We start from the raw sequence: 14,320 nt of genomic DNA, 5'->3' as shown, positions 1-14,320 counted from the left end.
CCGTCGTGGCACGACACCGCCACACCGCTCAAAGCGAGTGGATCGAGAGCCCGACGGCCCGCGACCGGGGATCGGTCGTCCGGGGGCCCCGCTCACTCGGAACACGGACGGCCCCGACCGGCAACCCCGGAAACGCGGACAGCCGGAAGCCCCGGGCATCGCCCGGGGCTTCCGGTCAGGTCTGAGGTCGCTCGGGTCAGGCCGAGAGCGAGCCGACGCGCTTGGTGATCGCCGACTTCCGGTTCGCCGCCTGGTTGGCGTGGATGACGCCCTTGCTGGCAGCCTTGTCCAGCTTACGGGTGGCGTCACGCATGAGGACGGTGGCCTTCTCGGCGTCACCGGCCTCTGCAGCCTCGTGGAACTTGCGGATGGCGGTCTTCAGCGACGACTTGACCGACTTGTTACGCAGCCGGCGCTTCTCGTTCTGCCGGTTGCGCTTGATCTGGGACTTGATGTTCGCCACGCGACAGCCTCGTCTTGGTAGCTCGGTATGGTCTGCTTCCGCGCGCGACGAGCAGGCGTCATCGCTGCGCGAAGAGCCAGGTTACCAGGTTGGCCGGTACGAGCCAAAACGGCTCAGCGCCAGCCCCGCCGGGCGGCCAGCCAGGCGAGCGCCCGCTCCCCGCTGAACCGCTGGTGCGCGTGCAGATGCGGCGACACCGGCGGAAAGCCGTCCCTCGGCGAGCCGGGGTCGTCGGCGGCCGCGCCGCGGGCCCCGTGCGCGGCCGAGGTGAGGAAGTAGCCGGCCAGCGCGGCCAGGGTCACGTCCAGGGCGTCCGGCGGCGCCCCGACCGCGACGGGGTGGCCGGCGAAGCGCGCGTCCGCCGCCGGGCCGCCGTCGTACCCGGTGATCAGCAGGCCGGCCAGGTCGAACCAGGCCGGTCCCCGGCAGAGCCAGTTCCAGTCGCAGAACCAGGCCCGGCCGTCGGCGTCGAGCAGCACGTTGTCCACCCGCAGGTCGCCGTGGATCAGCCCGGTACCGGCGGCGGCGTACGACGGCAGCCGGGACTCCAGCGCGACCAGCTCGGGCAGCCGGTCCCGCGCGGCGGCGGGCAGCGGTGGCGCCGGCTCCCGGCCGGCGGCCACCTCGCCCCACCAGAGGATGTCGTCCCGGGCCAGGTCGGCCAGCCGGGGCGGCCCGAGGGCGACCAGCCCGGCGGGCGGCTCCGCCAGCGCGGCGGCCACCTCGGCGTACCCGGCGAGGACGGCGTCCAGCTCGGTCGGGTCCCAGGGCAGCCGCGGGGTGCGCCCGTCGATGGCGTCGAGGCAGAGCGCGTACCAGCCCGACTCGGCCAGCGCCCAGCGCGGGCGGGGGACCGGCAGGCCGGGCGGGAGCCGGGCGAGGACCGCTGCCTCCCGGGCGTACCAGTCGGCGAGGTGGCGCTGCCGGGCCAGGTCGGCGGCCTTGACGAACGTCCGCCCGCCGTCCGCGGTCACCAGCACGGCGGCGAACCCGCCGGTGAAGCCGGCCCGGGCGGTACGCGCCGCGACCACCGGCGCGCCGAGCCGGGCGGCCACCGCATCGCGCAGGCCCGCCGGCAGCTGCGACCAGTCCGGCCGGACGGCGGTGGCGTGGTACGGCGGCGGCGTCGGGGGCACGCCACCATGCTGCCCGGTCCACCCCCCTCGGTCACCCCGCGGCCCCTGCGTGCAGATCGACGAGTTCTGGGCGCCGGCCGGGAGCTGAGCTGCTCACCCCGTCCGGTGGTCGAGCGGTGGGACCTGGAGGATCCGGCCGAGCTGGTCCGCCGCTACCCGCGACTCGCCGCGATGTCCCCGCTGCCCGGTCGCGGGCGGGAGCGGGTCTGGGAGACTGCCAGGCCATGAGGACCGACGACTTCTGGCAGCTGATCGACCGCGCCCGCGCTGGCGCCGGGGGAGAGGCGGACGGGGTCGCCGCCCGCGCGGTCGCTCTGCTGGCCGAGCGGGACCCGGCGGACATCGTCGGGTACGCGCGCCATCAGCAGCGGGTGCTCGCCGCCTCGTACCAGGTCGACCTGTGGGGCGCGGCCTACCTGATCAACGGTGGCGCCTCCGACGACGACTTCGAGTACTTCCGCGGTTGGCTGATGACCCAGGGCCGGTCGGTCTTCGCGAAGGCGGTCGGTGACCCGGACTCGCTGGCCGAGCTGCCCCGGGTGCGGGCCGCCTCGCTCAGCGGCGAGGAGTTCCGGTGCGCGGACATGCTCGCGGTGCCGTGGGAGGCGTACCGGAAGGCGACCGCCGCCGAGCTGCCGGCGGAGCGCGACCCGGTCGCGGCGCCCGACCTCAACGACTTCTGGGACTTCGACGACGAGGAGGAGGCCCGTCGCCGGCTGCCCCGGCTCGCCGCGCTCTTCGTCGAGCCCCCCGAGGAGTGAGTTGCCCGCGGACGTGAGCCGCCGGAGTGGGCCCCGCCGCGGGAGTGGACCGGGTGGCTGACCCCGGTACCCCAGGAGTGATCGGACCGGGTCGCGGGCGACGTGGGAGAATAGAGGGGGCCGGCGTCGCGCCGGCCCGCTCACGTCAGCCGACCAGAACGGACCGCTGTGCCACCGACGCTCGATCCCGGCGCGAACGCTCCTGGTGCCACCGACCCGGCGCGCATCAGGAACTTCGGCATCATCGCCCACATCGACCACGGGAAGTCGACGCTGGCCGACCGGATGCTGCAGCTCACCGGCGTGGTCGACCCTCGGCAGATGCGTGCCCAGTACCTCGACCGGATGGACATCGAGCGCGAGCGCGGCATCACCATCAAGAGCCAGGCCGTCCGGATGCCGTGGACCATCCGCGAGGGCGACCGGGCCGGCGAGCACGCCGTGCTCAACATGATCGACACCCCCGGCCACGTGGACTTCACCTACGAGGTGTCCCGGTCGCTGGCCGCCTGCGAGGGGGCCGTGCTGCTGGTCGACGCCGCGCAGGGCATCGAGGCGCAGACCCTGGCCAACCTCTACCTGGCGCTCGAGAACGACCTGCACGTCATCCCGGTGCTCAACAAGATCGACCTGCCGGCCGCCCAGCCGGAGAAGTACGCCGAGGAGCTGGCCCACCTGATCGGCGGAGACCCGGCGGACTGCATCCGGGTCTCCGGCAAGACCGGTGTGGGCGTGCCGTACCTGCTCGACGAGATCGTCCGGCAGTTCAAGCCGCCGGTCGGCGACGCCGAGGCGCCCGCCCGGGCGATGATCTTCGACTCGGTGTACGACGTCTACCGGGGCGTGGTCACCTACGTCCGGGTGATCGACGGCCTGATCAGTGCCCGGGACCGGATCAAGATGATGTCCACCGGTGCGGTGCACGAGCTGCTGGAGATCGGGGTGATCTCGCCGGAGATGGTGAAGGCCGACGCGCTCGGCGTCGGCGAGGTGGGCTACCTGATCACCGGCGTGAAGGACGTCCGGCAGTCGCGGGTGGGTGACACCGTCACCATCAACAGCCGTCCGGCGACCCAGGCGCTCGGCGGCTACAAGGATCCGAAGCCGATGGTCTATTCGGGCCTCTACCCGATCGACGGGTCCGACTACCCCAACCTCCGTGAGGCGCTGGACAAGCTCAAGCTGAACGACGCCGCGCTCGACTACGAGCCGGAGACCTCGGGCGCGCTCGGCTTCGGCTTCCGCTGTGGCTTCCTCGGCCTGCTGCACCTGGAGATCATCCGGGAACGGCTGGAGCGGGAATACAACCTCGACCTGATCTCCACGGCGCCGAACGTGGTCTACCGGGCCATCACGGATGACGGTGAGGAGATCGTCGTGACCAACCCGAGCGAGTACCCGACGGGCAAGATCGCCGAGGTGTACGAGCCGGTCGTCCGCGCCACGGTGCTGACCCCGAACGACTACGTCGGCGCGATCATGGAGCTCTGCCAGGGTCGCCGGGGCAGCCTGCTCGGCATGGACTACCTCTCCGCCGACCGGGTGGAGCTGCGCTACACGCTGCCGCTCGCGGAGATCATCTTCGACTTCTTCGACCAGTTGAAGAGCCGGACCAAGGGCTACGCCTCGCTGGACTACGAGCCCTCCGACGAGCAGGCGTCGGAACTGGTCAAGGTGGACATCCTCCTGCACGGCGAGCCGGTGGACGCGTTCAGCGCGATCGTGCACAAGGACAAGGCGTACAACTACGGGGTCACCATCGCCGCCAAGCTGCGCAACCTGATCCCGCGCCAGCAGTTCGAGGTGCCGATCCAGGCCGCCATCGGCAGCCGGGTGATCGCCCGGGAGACCATCCGCGCCATCCGCAAGGACGTGCTCGCCAAGTGCTATGGCGGTGACATCAGCCGTAAGCGCAAGCTGCTGGAGAAGCAGAAGGAGGGCAAGAAGCGGATGAAGATGGTGGGCCGGGTGGAGGTGCCGCAGGAGGCCTTCATCGCCGCGCTCTCCTCCGACTCCGGCGACGGCAAGGCCCCCGGCAAGAAGTAGCCCGACGGCAGGACGCCCGGGCGGCCGGCACCCCACCTCCGAGGTGGGGTGCCGGCCGTTCCTGTTGCTGCCGCTCGGGTCGCGGCGGTGAATTTCCGGCTGGCCCGGCTCGTTCGCGCCGCCGGGAAGCCAGTGCTGAGCTGCGCGGATGCCGCCGCCCGGTAACCGACGCGGCGTCGGGGGATCGACGTGGAGCGACAGCTGTCCCGCTGAGTCGGTTTGGTTTTTCGGCGGTTCGGGCATCTAGCGGTCACGACAGGAAACACACACCGTGTGACCGAATCTTGAGGAGGAGGGCGACCGTGGAGCTCACCGTTTGGGGCATCATCACCGCCATCGTTGTTGGTCTCATCGTCGGCGCTCTGGGCCGCCTGGTCGTGCCGGGCCGCCAGAACATGCCGATCTGGCTGCACATGCTGATCGGTATCGGCGCCGCGCTGCTGGGCACCGTCCTCGCCCGCGCCATGGGCATCGCGACCGAGACCGCCGGCATCGACTGGACGGAACTCCTCGTCCAGGTCGTGCTGGCCGCCATCGCCGTGGCCCTGGTGGCCGGTGTCGGCCGTCGCCGCAGCGTCACCCACCGGTAATTCCGCAGCACCGCACGCTCAGCGGGCGCCCGTACCCCTCGGGGTCGGGCGCCCGCTCGCGTCTGCGGCCGGCCGGCGTCCACTCGCGGGTATGGGGGCGGCCCGGCCGCCCGCTTCGGGGAGCGCGGCCGGCCGCCGGGACGTCCGTGGCCCGACGCGTCCCACCGCACCGCTCCCGCGGAGTGTCTCGGCGGACAAACTGCAGGCCGCGGGCCATTCCGGCCCGGTCGGCCCGAAAGTCGGTTTGGGATTTCCCGGGTTCGGGAATCTATCAATCACACCAAGAAACACTCATCAAATGACATACCTACTTAAAGGAGGGCGACCGTGGAGCTCACCGTTTGGGGCATCATCACCGCCATCGTTGTTGGTCTCATCGTCGGCGCTCTGGGCCGCCTGGTCGTGCCGGGCCGCCAGAACATGCCGATCTGGCTGCACATGCTGATCGGTATCGGCGCCGCGCTGCTGGGCACCGTCCTCGCCCGCGCCATGGGCATCGCGACCGAGACCGCCGGCATCGACTGGACGGAACTCCTCGTCCAGGTCGTGCTGGCCGCCATCGCCGTGGCCCTGGTGGCCGGTGTCGGCCGTCGCCGCAGCGTCACCCACCGGTAATTCCGCAGCACCGCAGCTCAGCGGGCGCCCGACCCCCAGGGGGCGGGCGCCCGCTCGCGTACGTGCGCCGGCCCCTCCCGGACGAGCGTCGCACCCCGACCGGGCGCGGCCACCGGCCGCCGCCGGGCCCTGCCTCACCGGTCGCCACCTGCGGTACGGTCGCCTCGCCCTCAGCCACCCCTGTCGTAAAGGAATTTTTCCTACTAGGGTGCGGCAGAGAAGGTTAGTGCCAGACGGCGCGAGGGAGAAGTGGCGTGAACAGGTGGAAGCGGCTGGCTCCGGTCACCGCCGTCGTGGCCTCGGCCGCGATGGTGCTCGCCGGTTGCGGTGGCTCCGGCGACGATGAGGCCGCCGACAACAGCAAGCTGACGGTCTGGATGATGGGCGAGGGGGGCGACGCGCAGACGAAGTTCCTCGACGGCGTCGAGACCGAGTTCCGGCAGAAGCATCCGGACACCGACGTGGTGGTGCAGTACATCCCCTGGCTGGAGGCGCCGAAGAAGTTCCAGGCGGCGCTGGCCGGCGGTGAGGGCCCGGACGTCACCGAGCTGGGCAACACCGAGACGCAGGGCTGGGCGGCCCAGGAGGCGCTCGCCGACGTCAGCGGCAAGTTCGCCGGCTGGTCCGAGGGCAAGGACGTGCTGCCCGACCTGGTCAAGAACGCGCAGCTGGACGGCAAGCAGTACGGCGTCCCGTGGTACGCCGGCGTCCGGGCCATCTACTACCGCACCGACTGGTTCGCCGAGGCCGGCGTGCAGCCGCCGACGAACTGGGAGGAGCTGGTCTCCGTCGCCAAGGCGGTGCAGGCCAAGAAGCCGGGCACCTACGGCATCGCGCTGCCGGGCAACTCCGAGCTGCCCTTCTACTCCTTCCTCTGGGGCGCCGGCGGCGAGATCGCCACCGAGCAGAGCGGCACCTGGAAGTCCGGCTACACCAGCCCGGAGACGCAGAAGGCGGTCAAGTTCTGGACCGACCTGGTCACCGTGCACAAGGTCGCCCCGCCGGCCGCCGCCGGCTGGAACGAGGTCGACGCGCGTACCCAGTTCGCCACCGGCAAGGCGGCGATGGCGTTCGCCGGCAGCTGGCAGGGCGGCGCGATGAAGAAGGACAACCCGGAGATCGAGAAGGTGTGGGGCACGTTCCCCATCCCCGGCCCGGACGGCAAGCCCGCTCCCGCCTTCGCCGGCGGCTCGGACATCGCGCTGTGGAAGGACAGCAAGAAGCAGGACCTTGCCTGGGACTACCTGACGGTGCTGCTCAACAAGAAGAACGCGCAGACCTTCGCCAGCAGCCTGAACTTCTTCCCGGTCTACTCCGACCTGGTCTCCGGCGGCGACTACGCCAACGACAAGGTGATGGCCGCGTTCGCCACCACCATGAAGAACACCAAGGTCACCCCGCTGACCCCGAAGTGGGTGGAGGTCAGCCGGACCAAGACGGTGACCCAGGCGATGAACAGCTCGGTCATGAAGGGTCAGAAGACGGTGGAGAAGGCCACCGCCGACGCGGCCGCTGAGATGGAAAGCATCCTCAACGCCAAGTGACCACGCTGACCAAGCCCACCGGGACGGCCGCCGCGCGGGAGACCCCCGCGCGGCGGCGGCCTCGCCTGGACCGCCTGCCGTACCTGCTCCTGCTGCCCTGCCTGGCGGTCATCGGGGTGCTGCTGCTCTGGCCGTTGGGCCAGGTGGTGGCGATGTCCTTCTACAAGCTGGACAGCGTCCGGCAGCTGCGCGGCGACCGCGAATGGCCGTGGGTGGGGCTGGCCAACTACACCCAGATCCTGGGCGACCCGTTCTTCCGTACGGTGCTGCGCAACACCGTGCTCTTCGCCGCGGCCAACGTGGTGCTGACGATGATCCTCGGCACCCTGGTCGGGCTGCTGCTCAACCGGCTCGGGAAGCGGATGGCCACCTTCGTCGCCAGCTGCGTGATGCTCGCCTGGGCCACCCCGGCGCTGACCGGCACCATCGTCTGGAAATGGATCTTCGACGACACTTCCGGCCTGGTCACCTGGCTGTTCAACGCGCTGCCGGACGGGCCCTCCACCGCGCTCTTCGGGCGTAGCGACTGGACCGGGTACGGCTGGTTCAACTCGCCGCTGCTCTTCTTCGCGATCCTCACCCTGGTGGTGGTCTGGCACTCGTTCCCGTTCATCGCGGTGAGCGTGCTCGCCGGGCTGAAGAGCGTACCGAGCGAGCTGCACGAAGCGGCCCGGGTCGACGGGGCCGGGCCGTGGAGGGTCTTCTGGAAGATCACCTTCCCGCTGCTGCGGCCGGTCTTCGGGATCCTGATCGTGCTCTCCACCATCTGGGACTTCAAGGTCTTCACCCAGCAGTTCGTGCTGGCCGGCGGCACCCAGGACCGGCCGACGTTCATGCTCTCCATCTACTCGTACGCCGAGGCCTTCTCGCCGCCGCCCAAGTACGGCGTGGGCTCCGCGATCGCGGTCATCCTCACGCTGATCCTGCTGGTGGTGACCGGTCTCTACGTCCGCATGGTGCTCAAGCAGGAGGACGAGTCGTGAAGAAGATCGCCCTCAACGGCGCGGGCCTGCTGGTGGCCCTCTTCGCGGCGTTCCCCGTCTACTGGATGGTCGCCACGTCGCTCAAGCCGAACCGGGAGATCTTCTCGGCCACGCCCCGGCCGGTGCCGGCCGAGCCGACCCTGGAGCACTACCGGGAGATCCTCACCGGCAACCTGATCCCGGGCGTGACGTTCGCCGACTTCTTCCTCAACAGCGCCCTCGTCGCGGTGAGCACGGTGCTGCTGAGCGGCCTGATCGCGCTGCTCGCCGCGACCGCGGTGGCCCGGTTCCGGTTCCGGCTCCGGACCAGCTTCCTGATCATGCTGCTGGTGGTGCAGATGATCCCGCTGGAGGCGCTGGTGATCCCGCTGTTCCTGATGATCCAGCGGCTCGGCCTCTACAACACCCTGCCCAGCCTGATCCTGACGTACCTCGGTTTCTCGCTGCCGTTCGCGGTCTGGATGCTGCGCGGCTTCGTCGCGGCGGTGCCCAAGGAGCTGGAGGAGGCCGCGGCGATCGACGGGGCCAGCCGCGCGCAGACCTTCCGGCGGATCCTCTTCCCGCTGGTCGCGCCGGGCCTGGTGGCGACCAGCATCTTCTCCTTCATCACCGCCTGGAACGAGCTGATCTTCGCGTTGACCTTCGTCAACGACCAGGACCGGTACACCCTGCCGGTGGCGATGACCTTCTTCTTCGGGCGGGACGACACCGCCTGGGGTTCGGTGATGGCCGCCTCGACGCTGTTCACCATCCCGGTGATCATCTTCTTCCTGCTGGTGCAGCGGCGGATGGTCTCCGGCCTGGTGGCCGGCGCGGTCAAGGGCTGAGCCCTGACGGGAGCCCTCCGGGCTCCGGCGGAGCGCCGTTCCGGTCAGGACGCCGGGGCTCCCGTCAGGGCAGCACGCTGGCGCCGGCCCGCGCGACGATCTGCTGCAACGCCGCGACGTGCCCGTCGAACGCGGCGCGCCCGGGCCAGCTGAGCTTGACCGAGGTACGTGGTCGCTTGCCCACGAAGCTCTTGCGCACCTCGACGTAGCCGGCCTGCTCCAGCGTGGTCAACTGCTTCGACAGCGCCGAGTCGGAGAGCCCGAGCTGTTCGCGCAGGTAGCGGAACTCGGCCCACTCGGTGGCGGCGAGCAGGCTCACCAGGGAGAGCCGGGTGGGCGCGTGGATCAGCTCGTCGAAGCGGGGGGCGCTCACCGGCCGCCGATCGGCCGGGCGGTCATCACGCCGCGAAGGTACCGCATCAGCAGCTGGCCGGTGGCCGTCATCGCCCCGGCCGTGGTCGCCGCGCCGATCGTCGCGGGCCAGTCCAGCCCCGCCGAGTCCGCCGCGAAGCCGGTGATCAGGCCGAGCGCCACCAGGCAGAGCGTGTAGCCGGCGATGGCCGCCGCGCCGCGTACGCCGAGGAGGGTGTTGCGGACCTGGGCCCGGTGCCGCAGCGCGACCCGGGCCACGACGGCGGCCAGGCCCGACGCGTACGCGATCGAGCCGACCGCGACCAGCCACGGCCGCCCGCTCTCCACGGCGGCGGTGAAGGCCGCCACCAGCCCGCCGACGGCGGGCCAGTACCAGTCCGGAACCAGTGTCGCGGCGACCGCCTGGTCACGACGGGAGTGGATCTCGGCCAGCGCCTCCGCCGCAGCGGCGGGGGAGAGGGTCGGCTCGGACATCGGGTCTCCTTGAGGGCGAGACGAATACTTGCCTACCAGGAAAGTAAACGCGTTACTTTCCTGGTAGGCAAGTACTTTCCGGGGCTACGGAGGTCGGGTTCGCGACTAGGCTCTCGGCCATGACGGGCAGGGTGGCGGCGGTGAACCTCGGCGTGGTGACTGAGGCGGAGTGGGCGGGCGACGCGAGCGGCCGCAGCGGCATCGACAAGCGACCCGTGGACGGGCCGGTGCTACTGCGCGTCGACGGCGTCGACGGCGACTTCATCGGCGAACGTGCCCACCACGGCGGCCCCGACCAGGCGGTCTACGCCTACGCCGAGGAGGACGCCAAGTGGTGGGCGGGCGAGCTGGGCCGCGGCATCCGTAGCGGTGGGTTCGGCGAGAACCTCACCACCTGGGCGGTCGACGTCACCGGCGCGGTGATCGGCGAGCAGTGGGCGGTCGGCTCCGCCCTGCTCCAGGTGACCAAGCCACGCACCCCGTGCGCCACCTTCGCCGGCTTCTGGGACATGCCGGATCTGATCAAGCGGTTCACCGCCCGGGCGACTCCGGGGGCGTACCTGCGGGTGCTGCGCGAGGGCGAGGTCGGCGCGGGCGACCCGGTCGAGGTGGTGGACCGGCCCGCGCACGGCGTCACCATCGGGGAGGTGTTCCGGGCGATGAACCTCGAGCCGGAGCTGCTGCCCCGGCTGCTCGACGCCGCCGAACTGCCGGAGCCGATCCTGGAGAAGGTCCGCCGCCGGGTCGCCGGCAGCCGCCCCTGACCCGGCCGGCCGGGTCACCCCTCGGCGAAGACCTCCGCCAGCACCTGCGCGTCGGCCGGACGGCCGTCGGAGACCTTGTCCCAGGTGCCGTCTTCGGCGGTCCACTCCAGGCCGGCGAAGCGGACCCGCTTCACCCCGTGGTCGGTGGCGTGCGAGACCAGCCAGTGCGCGTACCGCCAGCCGTCGCGATCGTCGGCCGCCGACACGGTCAGCCCGGTCAGCTCGGCCGCTGCGGCGGAGCCGGGCAGCCCCCAGTCCAGGGTCAGGCCGCGGGTCAGCGCCGTCGCGGCCGCCGCGCCACGCATCGCCGGCGTCCGGCCGACCGTGCAGGCCACCGCGCCGGTCGCATCGCCGAGCAGGGCCCTGGTCAACACCTGCGACTCGTCGGCCCACTTCTGGTACGCGGTCGGGAAGGCCGACCGCTGGACCGCCTGGGCGGCGTCGGTGACCTCCATCCCCTCCCAGCCACGCACCTCCTTCAGCGCGGCGTAGAACCGGTTCGCCGCGTACCGCTCGCCGCGGATCTGCTCCGGGGTGCCCCAGCCCTGGCTGGGTCGCTGCTGGAACAGGCCGATCGAGTCCCGGTCACCGTCGGGGAGGTTGCGCAGGCCGGACTCCTGGTACGCGGTGGCCAGCGCCACCACCACCGCCCGCTCCGGCATCTGCCGCTGGATGCCGATCGCCGCGATGGTCGCCGCGTTGGCCATCTGGTCGGCGTCGAGGACGACCGTGCCGTCCGCCTGGACGGTGCAGGTACGGCTGGCCACCGGGAGCCGGAGCTGACCACCGAACTGGCGGACCACGACCCAGACCCCGAGAAGAGCGACCACCGCGACCACGACGCCGGCTGCCACGAATGCCCGAGTTCGCACCCGCACCTCCTGTTCGACAGTCCGACAAGCGTACGTCCCGTGTGACGTGAGCCGGGTCGGCCGACCGGTTCACGTTCCCGGCGAACCGGGAGGGAAACAGCGCGAAAGCACCCTTCCGGGTGCGGTGCTAGCTCGCGCCCGCTGCCGGACCACCGTCCGCAGCGGGCACCCATCGTGCCGATCTCTTCTCCCGGAAGGCCAGCACACCCTCGCGGCCCTCGTCGGAGAGGAAGTAGCCGGTGGAGAGGGCGGCCAGCCCGGCGATCTCGCCCCGCAGGTCGGTGGCGGCCGGGCGGCGCAGCAGCTCCTTCGCCCCGGCCAGCGCCCGCGGCGCGCCCCGCACCAGCGACGCGCAGTAGCGCTCCACCGCCGCGTCCAGCCCGTCCGCCGGCACCGCCGCGGTGACCAGGCCGATCTCGGCGGCCCGCCGGCCGTCGAAGGTGTCCCCGGTCAGGTAGAGCTCGGCGGCGGCCCGGGGGTGCAGCCGGGGCAGCACGGTGGCCGAGATGACCGCCGGGATCACCCCGATCCGCACCTCGGTGAAGGCGAACGTCGCCTCCTCGGCGCAGACCGCCAGGTCGGCGGCGGCGATCAGGCCCAGCCCGCCGGCCCGGGCCGGTCCGGCCACCTTCGCCAGCACCGGCTTCGGGCACTCCCAGACCGCCCCGAGCACGTCGCCGAGCATCCCGGCCGGCACGCTGCCGCTCGCGTACGCGGCGGCCGTCTCCTTGAGGTCCGCGCCGGAGCAGAAGACCGGCCCGGTGTGGTCCAGCACGATCACCCGTACGGCGTCGTCGGCGACCGCCGCGGCGAGCCCGGCCAGCAGCTCGGTCATCAGGGCGGTGGAGAGCGCGTTGCGGTTGTGCGGGCTGTCCAGGGTGAGGGTGGTCACCCCACGGGCCGTGGAGACCCGCACGAGGCGGTCGGGAGAGGTCATGCCGGGCACACTAGTGGCCATGCCCGGCGTCCTTCCAGAAGGCGAGCCCGTCCCCGTCGACGGGTCGCTGCCCGCCGCCGCCCTGACCTCGGTCGGGGCGCGCGGTTTCGGGGTGTACGTGCACGTCCCGTTCTGCGCCAGCCGCTGCGGCTACTGCGACTTCAACACCTACACCGCGGCGGAGCTCGGCGGCGGCGCCGACCGGGAGTCGTACGCCGACACCGTGCTGGCCGAGCTGTCGCTCGCCGCCCGGGTGCTCGGCGACACCCCGCCGCCGCGGGTGGACACCGTCTTCGTCGGCGGCGGTACGCCGACCCTGCTCCCCGCCGACGACCTGGCCCGGATCCTGGACGGCATCGACCGCACCTGGGGGCTGGCCGCCGAGGTCGAGGTGACCACCGAGGCCAATCCCGAGTCGGTCACCCCGGAGTCGCTGCGGGCGCTGCGGGCGGCCGGCTACACCCGGATCTCGCTGGGCATGCAGTCCGCGGCGCCCGGGGTGCTGGCGGTCCTGGACCGGAAGCACAGCGCCGGCCGGGCCACCGCCGCGGCCCTGGAGGCGCGCGAGGCCGGGTTCGACCACGTCAACCTGGACCTGATCTACGGCTCGCCGGGGGAGAGCGCGGCGGACTTCGCCGCCTCGCTGGACCAGGTGGTCGCCGCCGGGGTGGACCACGTCAGCGCGTACGCCCTGATCGTCGAGGACGGCACCCGGCTGGCGGCCCGGATGCGCCGCGGCGAGCTGCCGTACCCGAGTGACGACGTGGCGGCGGACCGCTACCTGGCCGCGGAGGCCGCCCTCGACGCGGCCGGTTTCTCCTGGTACGAGGTGTCGAACTGGGCCCGCACCGAGGCGGCCCGGTGCCGGCACAACCTGCTCTACTGGACCGGCGCGGACTGGTGGGGCCTCGGCCCGGGGGCGCACAGCCACGTCGGCGGGGTGCGCTGGTGGAACGTCAAGCACCCCTCGGCGTATGCGAAGCGGCTGGCCGCGGGGGAGTCGCCGGGCCTGGCCCGGGAGCTGCTCACCGCCGGCGAGGCGCACATGGAGGACGTGATGCTGCGGCTGCGGCTCGCGTCCGGCCTGCCGCTGGACGCCCTGGACGCCGCCGGCCGGGCGGGCGCTGAGCTGGCGCTCGCCGACGGCCTGCTGGCGCCGGCGGAGTTCGCCGCCGGGCGGGCGGTGCTCACCCTGCGCGGCCGGCTGCTCGCCGACGCGGTGGTGCGCGACCTGCTGCCGTGAGCGGAGCCGCCGGCCGGCCCGGAGGCCGGCCGGGGACTCACTTGATCATGCTGATGCTCATCGGGTAGCGGTAGAGCTCGCCCTCGTTGGCCTTGACGCCGGCGAGGATGCCGAAGACCACGCCGAGGATGACGGCCGCGGCGACGGCGGCGAACCCGATCAGGATGCAGCTCAGGATCCAGCCGACCAGGCCGACGATCGACCAGAGCAGCTGGAAGTTGAGCGCCGCGACGGCGTGCTGGCGCACGGTCGGCGACTGGTTGCCCCGGGCGAGCATGGCGACCAGCGGCGGGAGCCAGCCGAGCACGCCGCCGCTGACGAACATGGCCGCGGCGCCGCCGAAGTGCGCGACGAGCGCCCAGGTCTTGTCCTCGTTGCTGGCCCAGCCGCCGCTCGGGGTGCCGTACGCGCCGCCGGTCGGATAGCCGGCGCCCGGCGGTGGGTAGCCGCCCGACGAGGAGTAGCCGCCCGACGGCGGCTGGTCACCGGGAGGCGGCGGATAGCCGCCCGCCCCCGGTGCCCCGGACAGTGGTGCGGTGGGCGGCTCGTGCGACGAGCCGTAGGGTGCGGTCGGGTCCGGCTGGGCGCCGGGTCCCCCCGCGCCGGGAGGGCGAGGTGGTTCAGTCATGGACGTCACGGTAGGGGCTGCCGGCAAGGGGACACCAGAGCGACATCGCCCCGGATGTCCGGCTG

General features: G+C 72.1%; 17 protein-coding genes. 10 read left to right on the top strand and 7 right to left on the bottom strand.

The annotated features are described in order from the left end of the window. Positions 1-196: 196 nt before the first annotated feature. Positions 197-463 carry a 30S ribosomal protein S20 gene (gene rpsT / locus ACLQ2U_RS25880; protein WP_425753459.1) on the bottom strand — a complete coding sequence of 89 codons (267 nt, stop codon included), beginning with the start codon at positions 461-463 and terminating at the stop codon, positions 197-199. 113 nt (positions 464-576) lie between these two features. After that, entirely contained in the window at positions 577-1,599 is a 1,023-nt protein-coding gene (locus tag ACLQ2U_RS25875; protein WP_425753457.1) for a phosphotransferase family protein, read from the bottom strand. A gap of 105 nt (positions 1,600-1,704) precedes the next feature. Here ACLQ2U_RS25875 and ACLQ2U_RS25870 point away from each other — a divergent pair, with 105 nt between their 5' ends. From ACLQ2U_RS25870 to ACLQ2U_RS25835, 8 genes are all read left to right on the top strand, one after another. After that, complete coding sequence (locus ACLQ2U_RS25870; protein ID WP_425753455.1) at positions 1,705-1,827, top strand: hypothetical protein; 123 nt, start codon at positions 1,705-1,707, stop codon at positions 1,825-1,827. Further along, on the top strand, positions 1,824-2,360 hold the full coding sequence (locus tag ACLQ2U_RS25865; RefSeq protein WP_425753453.1) for a DUF4240 domain-containing protein: 537 nt from the start codon (positions 1,824-1,826) through the stop codon (positions 2,358-2,360). Before ACLQ2U_RS25870 ends, ACLQ2U_RS25865 begins: the two co-directional genes overlap by 4 nt. Positions 2,361-2,528: 168 nt before the next feature. Then, positions 2,529-4,406, top strand: coding sequence for a translation elongation factor 4 (gene lepA / locus ACLQ2U_RS25860; RefSeq protein ID WP_425753451.1), 1,878 nt, complete (start codon positions 2,529-2,531; stop codon positions 4,404-4,406). Between the two features lie 302 nt (positions 4,407-4,708). Then, positions 4,709-4,996 carry a GlsB/YeaQ/YmgE family stress response membrane protein gene (locus ACLQ2U_RS25855; RefSeq protein WP_425753449.1) on the top strand — a complete coding sequence of 96 codons (288 nt, stop codon included), beginning with the start codon at positions 4,709-4,711 and terminating at the stop codon, positions 4,994-4,996. Positions 4,997-5,323: 327 nt separating this feature from the next. After that, the gene (locus tag ACLQ2U_RS25850; RefSeq protein ID WP_425753449.1) at positions 5,324-5,611 is read left to right on the top strand and encodes a GlsB/YeaQ/YmgE family stress response membrane protein; all 288 of its coding nucleotides are present in this window, start codon (positions 5,324-5,326) and stop codon (positions 5,609-5,611) included. A 254-nt stretch (positions 5,612-5,865) separates the two neighbouring features. Beyond that, on the top strand, positions 5,866-7,155 hold the full coding sequence (locus ACLQ2U_RS25845; protein WP_425753447.1) for a sugar ABC transporter substrate-binding protein: 1,290 nt from the start codon (positions 5,866-5,868) through the stop codon (positions 7,153-7,155). Continuing rightward, positions 7,152-8,138 (top strand): carbohydrate ABC transporter permease, encoded by a 987-nt coding sequence (locus ACLQ2U_RS25840; RefSeq protein WP_425753445.1) that lies wholly within the window; start codon positions 7,152-7,154, stop codon positions 8,136-8,138. Before ACLQ2U_RS25845 ends, ACLQ2U_RS25840 begins: the two co-directional genes overlap by 4 nt. After that, positions 8,135-8,965, top strand: a complete 831-nt coding sequence (locus ACLQ2U_RS25835; RefSeq protein ID WP_425753443.1) for a carbohydrate ABC transporter permease — start codon at positions 8,135-8,137, stop codon at positions 8,963-8,965. Before ACLQ2U_RS25840 ends, ACLQ2U_RS25835 begins: the two co-directional genes overlap by 4 nt. Before the next feature lie 64 nt (positions 8,966-9,029). Here the strand turns inward: ACLQ2U_RS25835 and ACLQ2U_RS25830 are convergent, their stop codons facing one another. After that, positions 9,030-9,338, bottom strand: coding sequence for a winged helix-turn-helix domain-containing protein (locus ACLQ2U_RS25830; protein WP_425753441.1), 309 nt, complete (start codon positions 9,336-9,338; stop codon positions 9,030-9,032). Next, positions 9,335-9,811, bottom strand: a complete 477-nt coding sequence (locus ACLQ2U_RS25825) for a hypothetical protein (RefSeq protein WP_425753439.1) — start codon at positions 9,809-9,811, stop codon at positions 9,335-9,337. Before ACLQ2U_RS25825 ends, ACLQ2U_RS25830 begins: the two co-directional genes overlap by 4 nt. 119 nt (positions 9,812-9,930) lie before the next feature. On the opposite strand from ACLQ2U_RS25825, the gene ACLQ2U_RS25820 reads away from it, so the two are divergent. Further along, a complete protein-coding gene (locus tag ACLQ2U_RS25820; RefSeq protein WP_425753437.1) occupies positions 9,931-10,575 on the top strand; it encodes an MOSC domain-containing protein in 645 nt (214 codons plus the stop codon). A 14-nt stretch (positions 10,576-10,589) separates the two neighbouring features. On the opposite strand, the gene ACLQ2U_RS25815 is transcribed toward ACLQ2U_RS25820, so the two are convergent. After that, positions 10,590-11,453 (bottom strand): hypothetical protein, encoded by an 864-nt coding sequence (locus tag ACLQ2U_RS25815; protein WP_425753435.1) that lies wholly within the window; start codon positions 11,451-11,453, stop codon positions 10,590-10,592. A gap of 121 nt (positions 11,454-11,574) precedes the next feature. Next, positions 11,575-12,384: an enoyl-CoA hydratase-related protein gene (locus ACLQ2U_RS25810; protein WP_425753433.1), complete on the bottom strand. Its 810-nt coding sequence runs from the start codon at positions 12,382-12,384 to the stop codon at positions 11,575-11,577. Between the two features lie 19 nt (positions 12,385-12,403). Here ACLQ2U_RS25810 and hemW point away from each other — a divergent pair, with 19 nt between their 5' ends. Then, complete coding sequence (gene hemW / locus ACLQ2U_RS25805; RefSeq protein ID WP_425753558.1) at positions 12,404-13,627, top strand: radical SAM family heme chaperone HemW; 1,224 nt, start codon at positions 12,404-12,406, stop codon at positions 13,625-13,627. 37 nt (positions 13,628-13,664) lie between these two features. On the opposite strand, the gene ACLQ2U_RS25800 is transcribed toward hemW, so the two are convergent. After that, positions 13,665-14,255: a DUF4870 domain-containing protein gene (locus tag ACLQ2U_RS25800; protein WP_425753431.1), complete on the bottom strand. Its 591-nt coding sequence runs from the start codon at positions 14,253-14,255 to the stop codon at positions 13,665-13,667. Between the last annotated feature and the right edge of the window lie 65 nt (positions 14,256-14,320).

The sequence above is a fragment of the Micromonospora sp. DT47 genome, from assembly GCF_049844475.1.
GTDB lineage: Bacteria > Actinomycetota > Actinomycetes > Mycobacteriales > Micromonosporaceae > Micromonospora.
The sequence above is the reverse complement of the archived record's forward strand: the minus strand, read 5'-3'. Positions and strand labels throughout refer to the sequence as shown.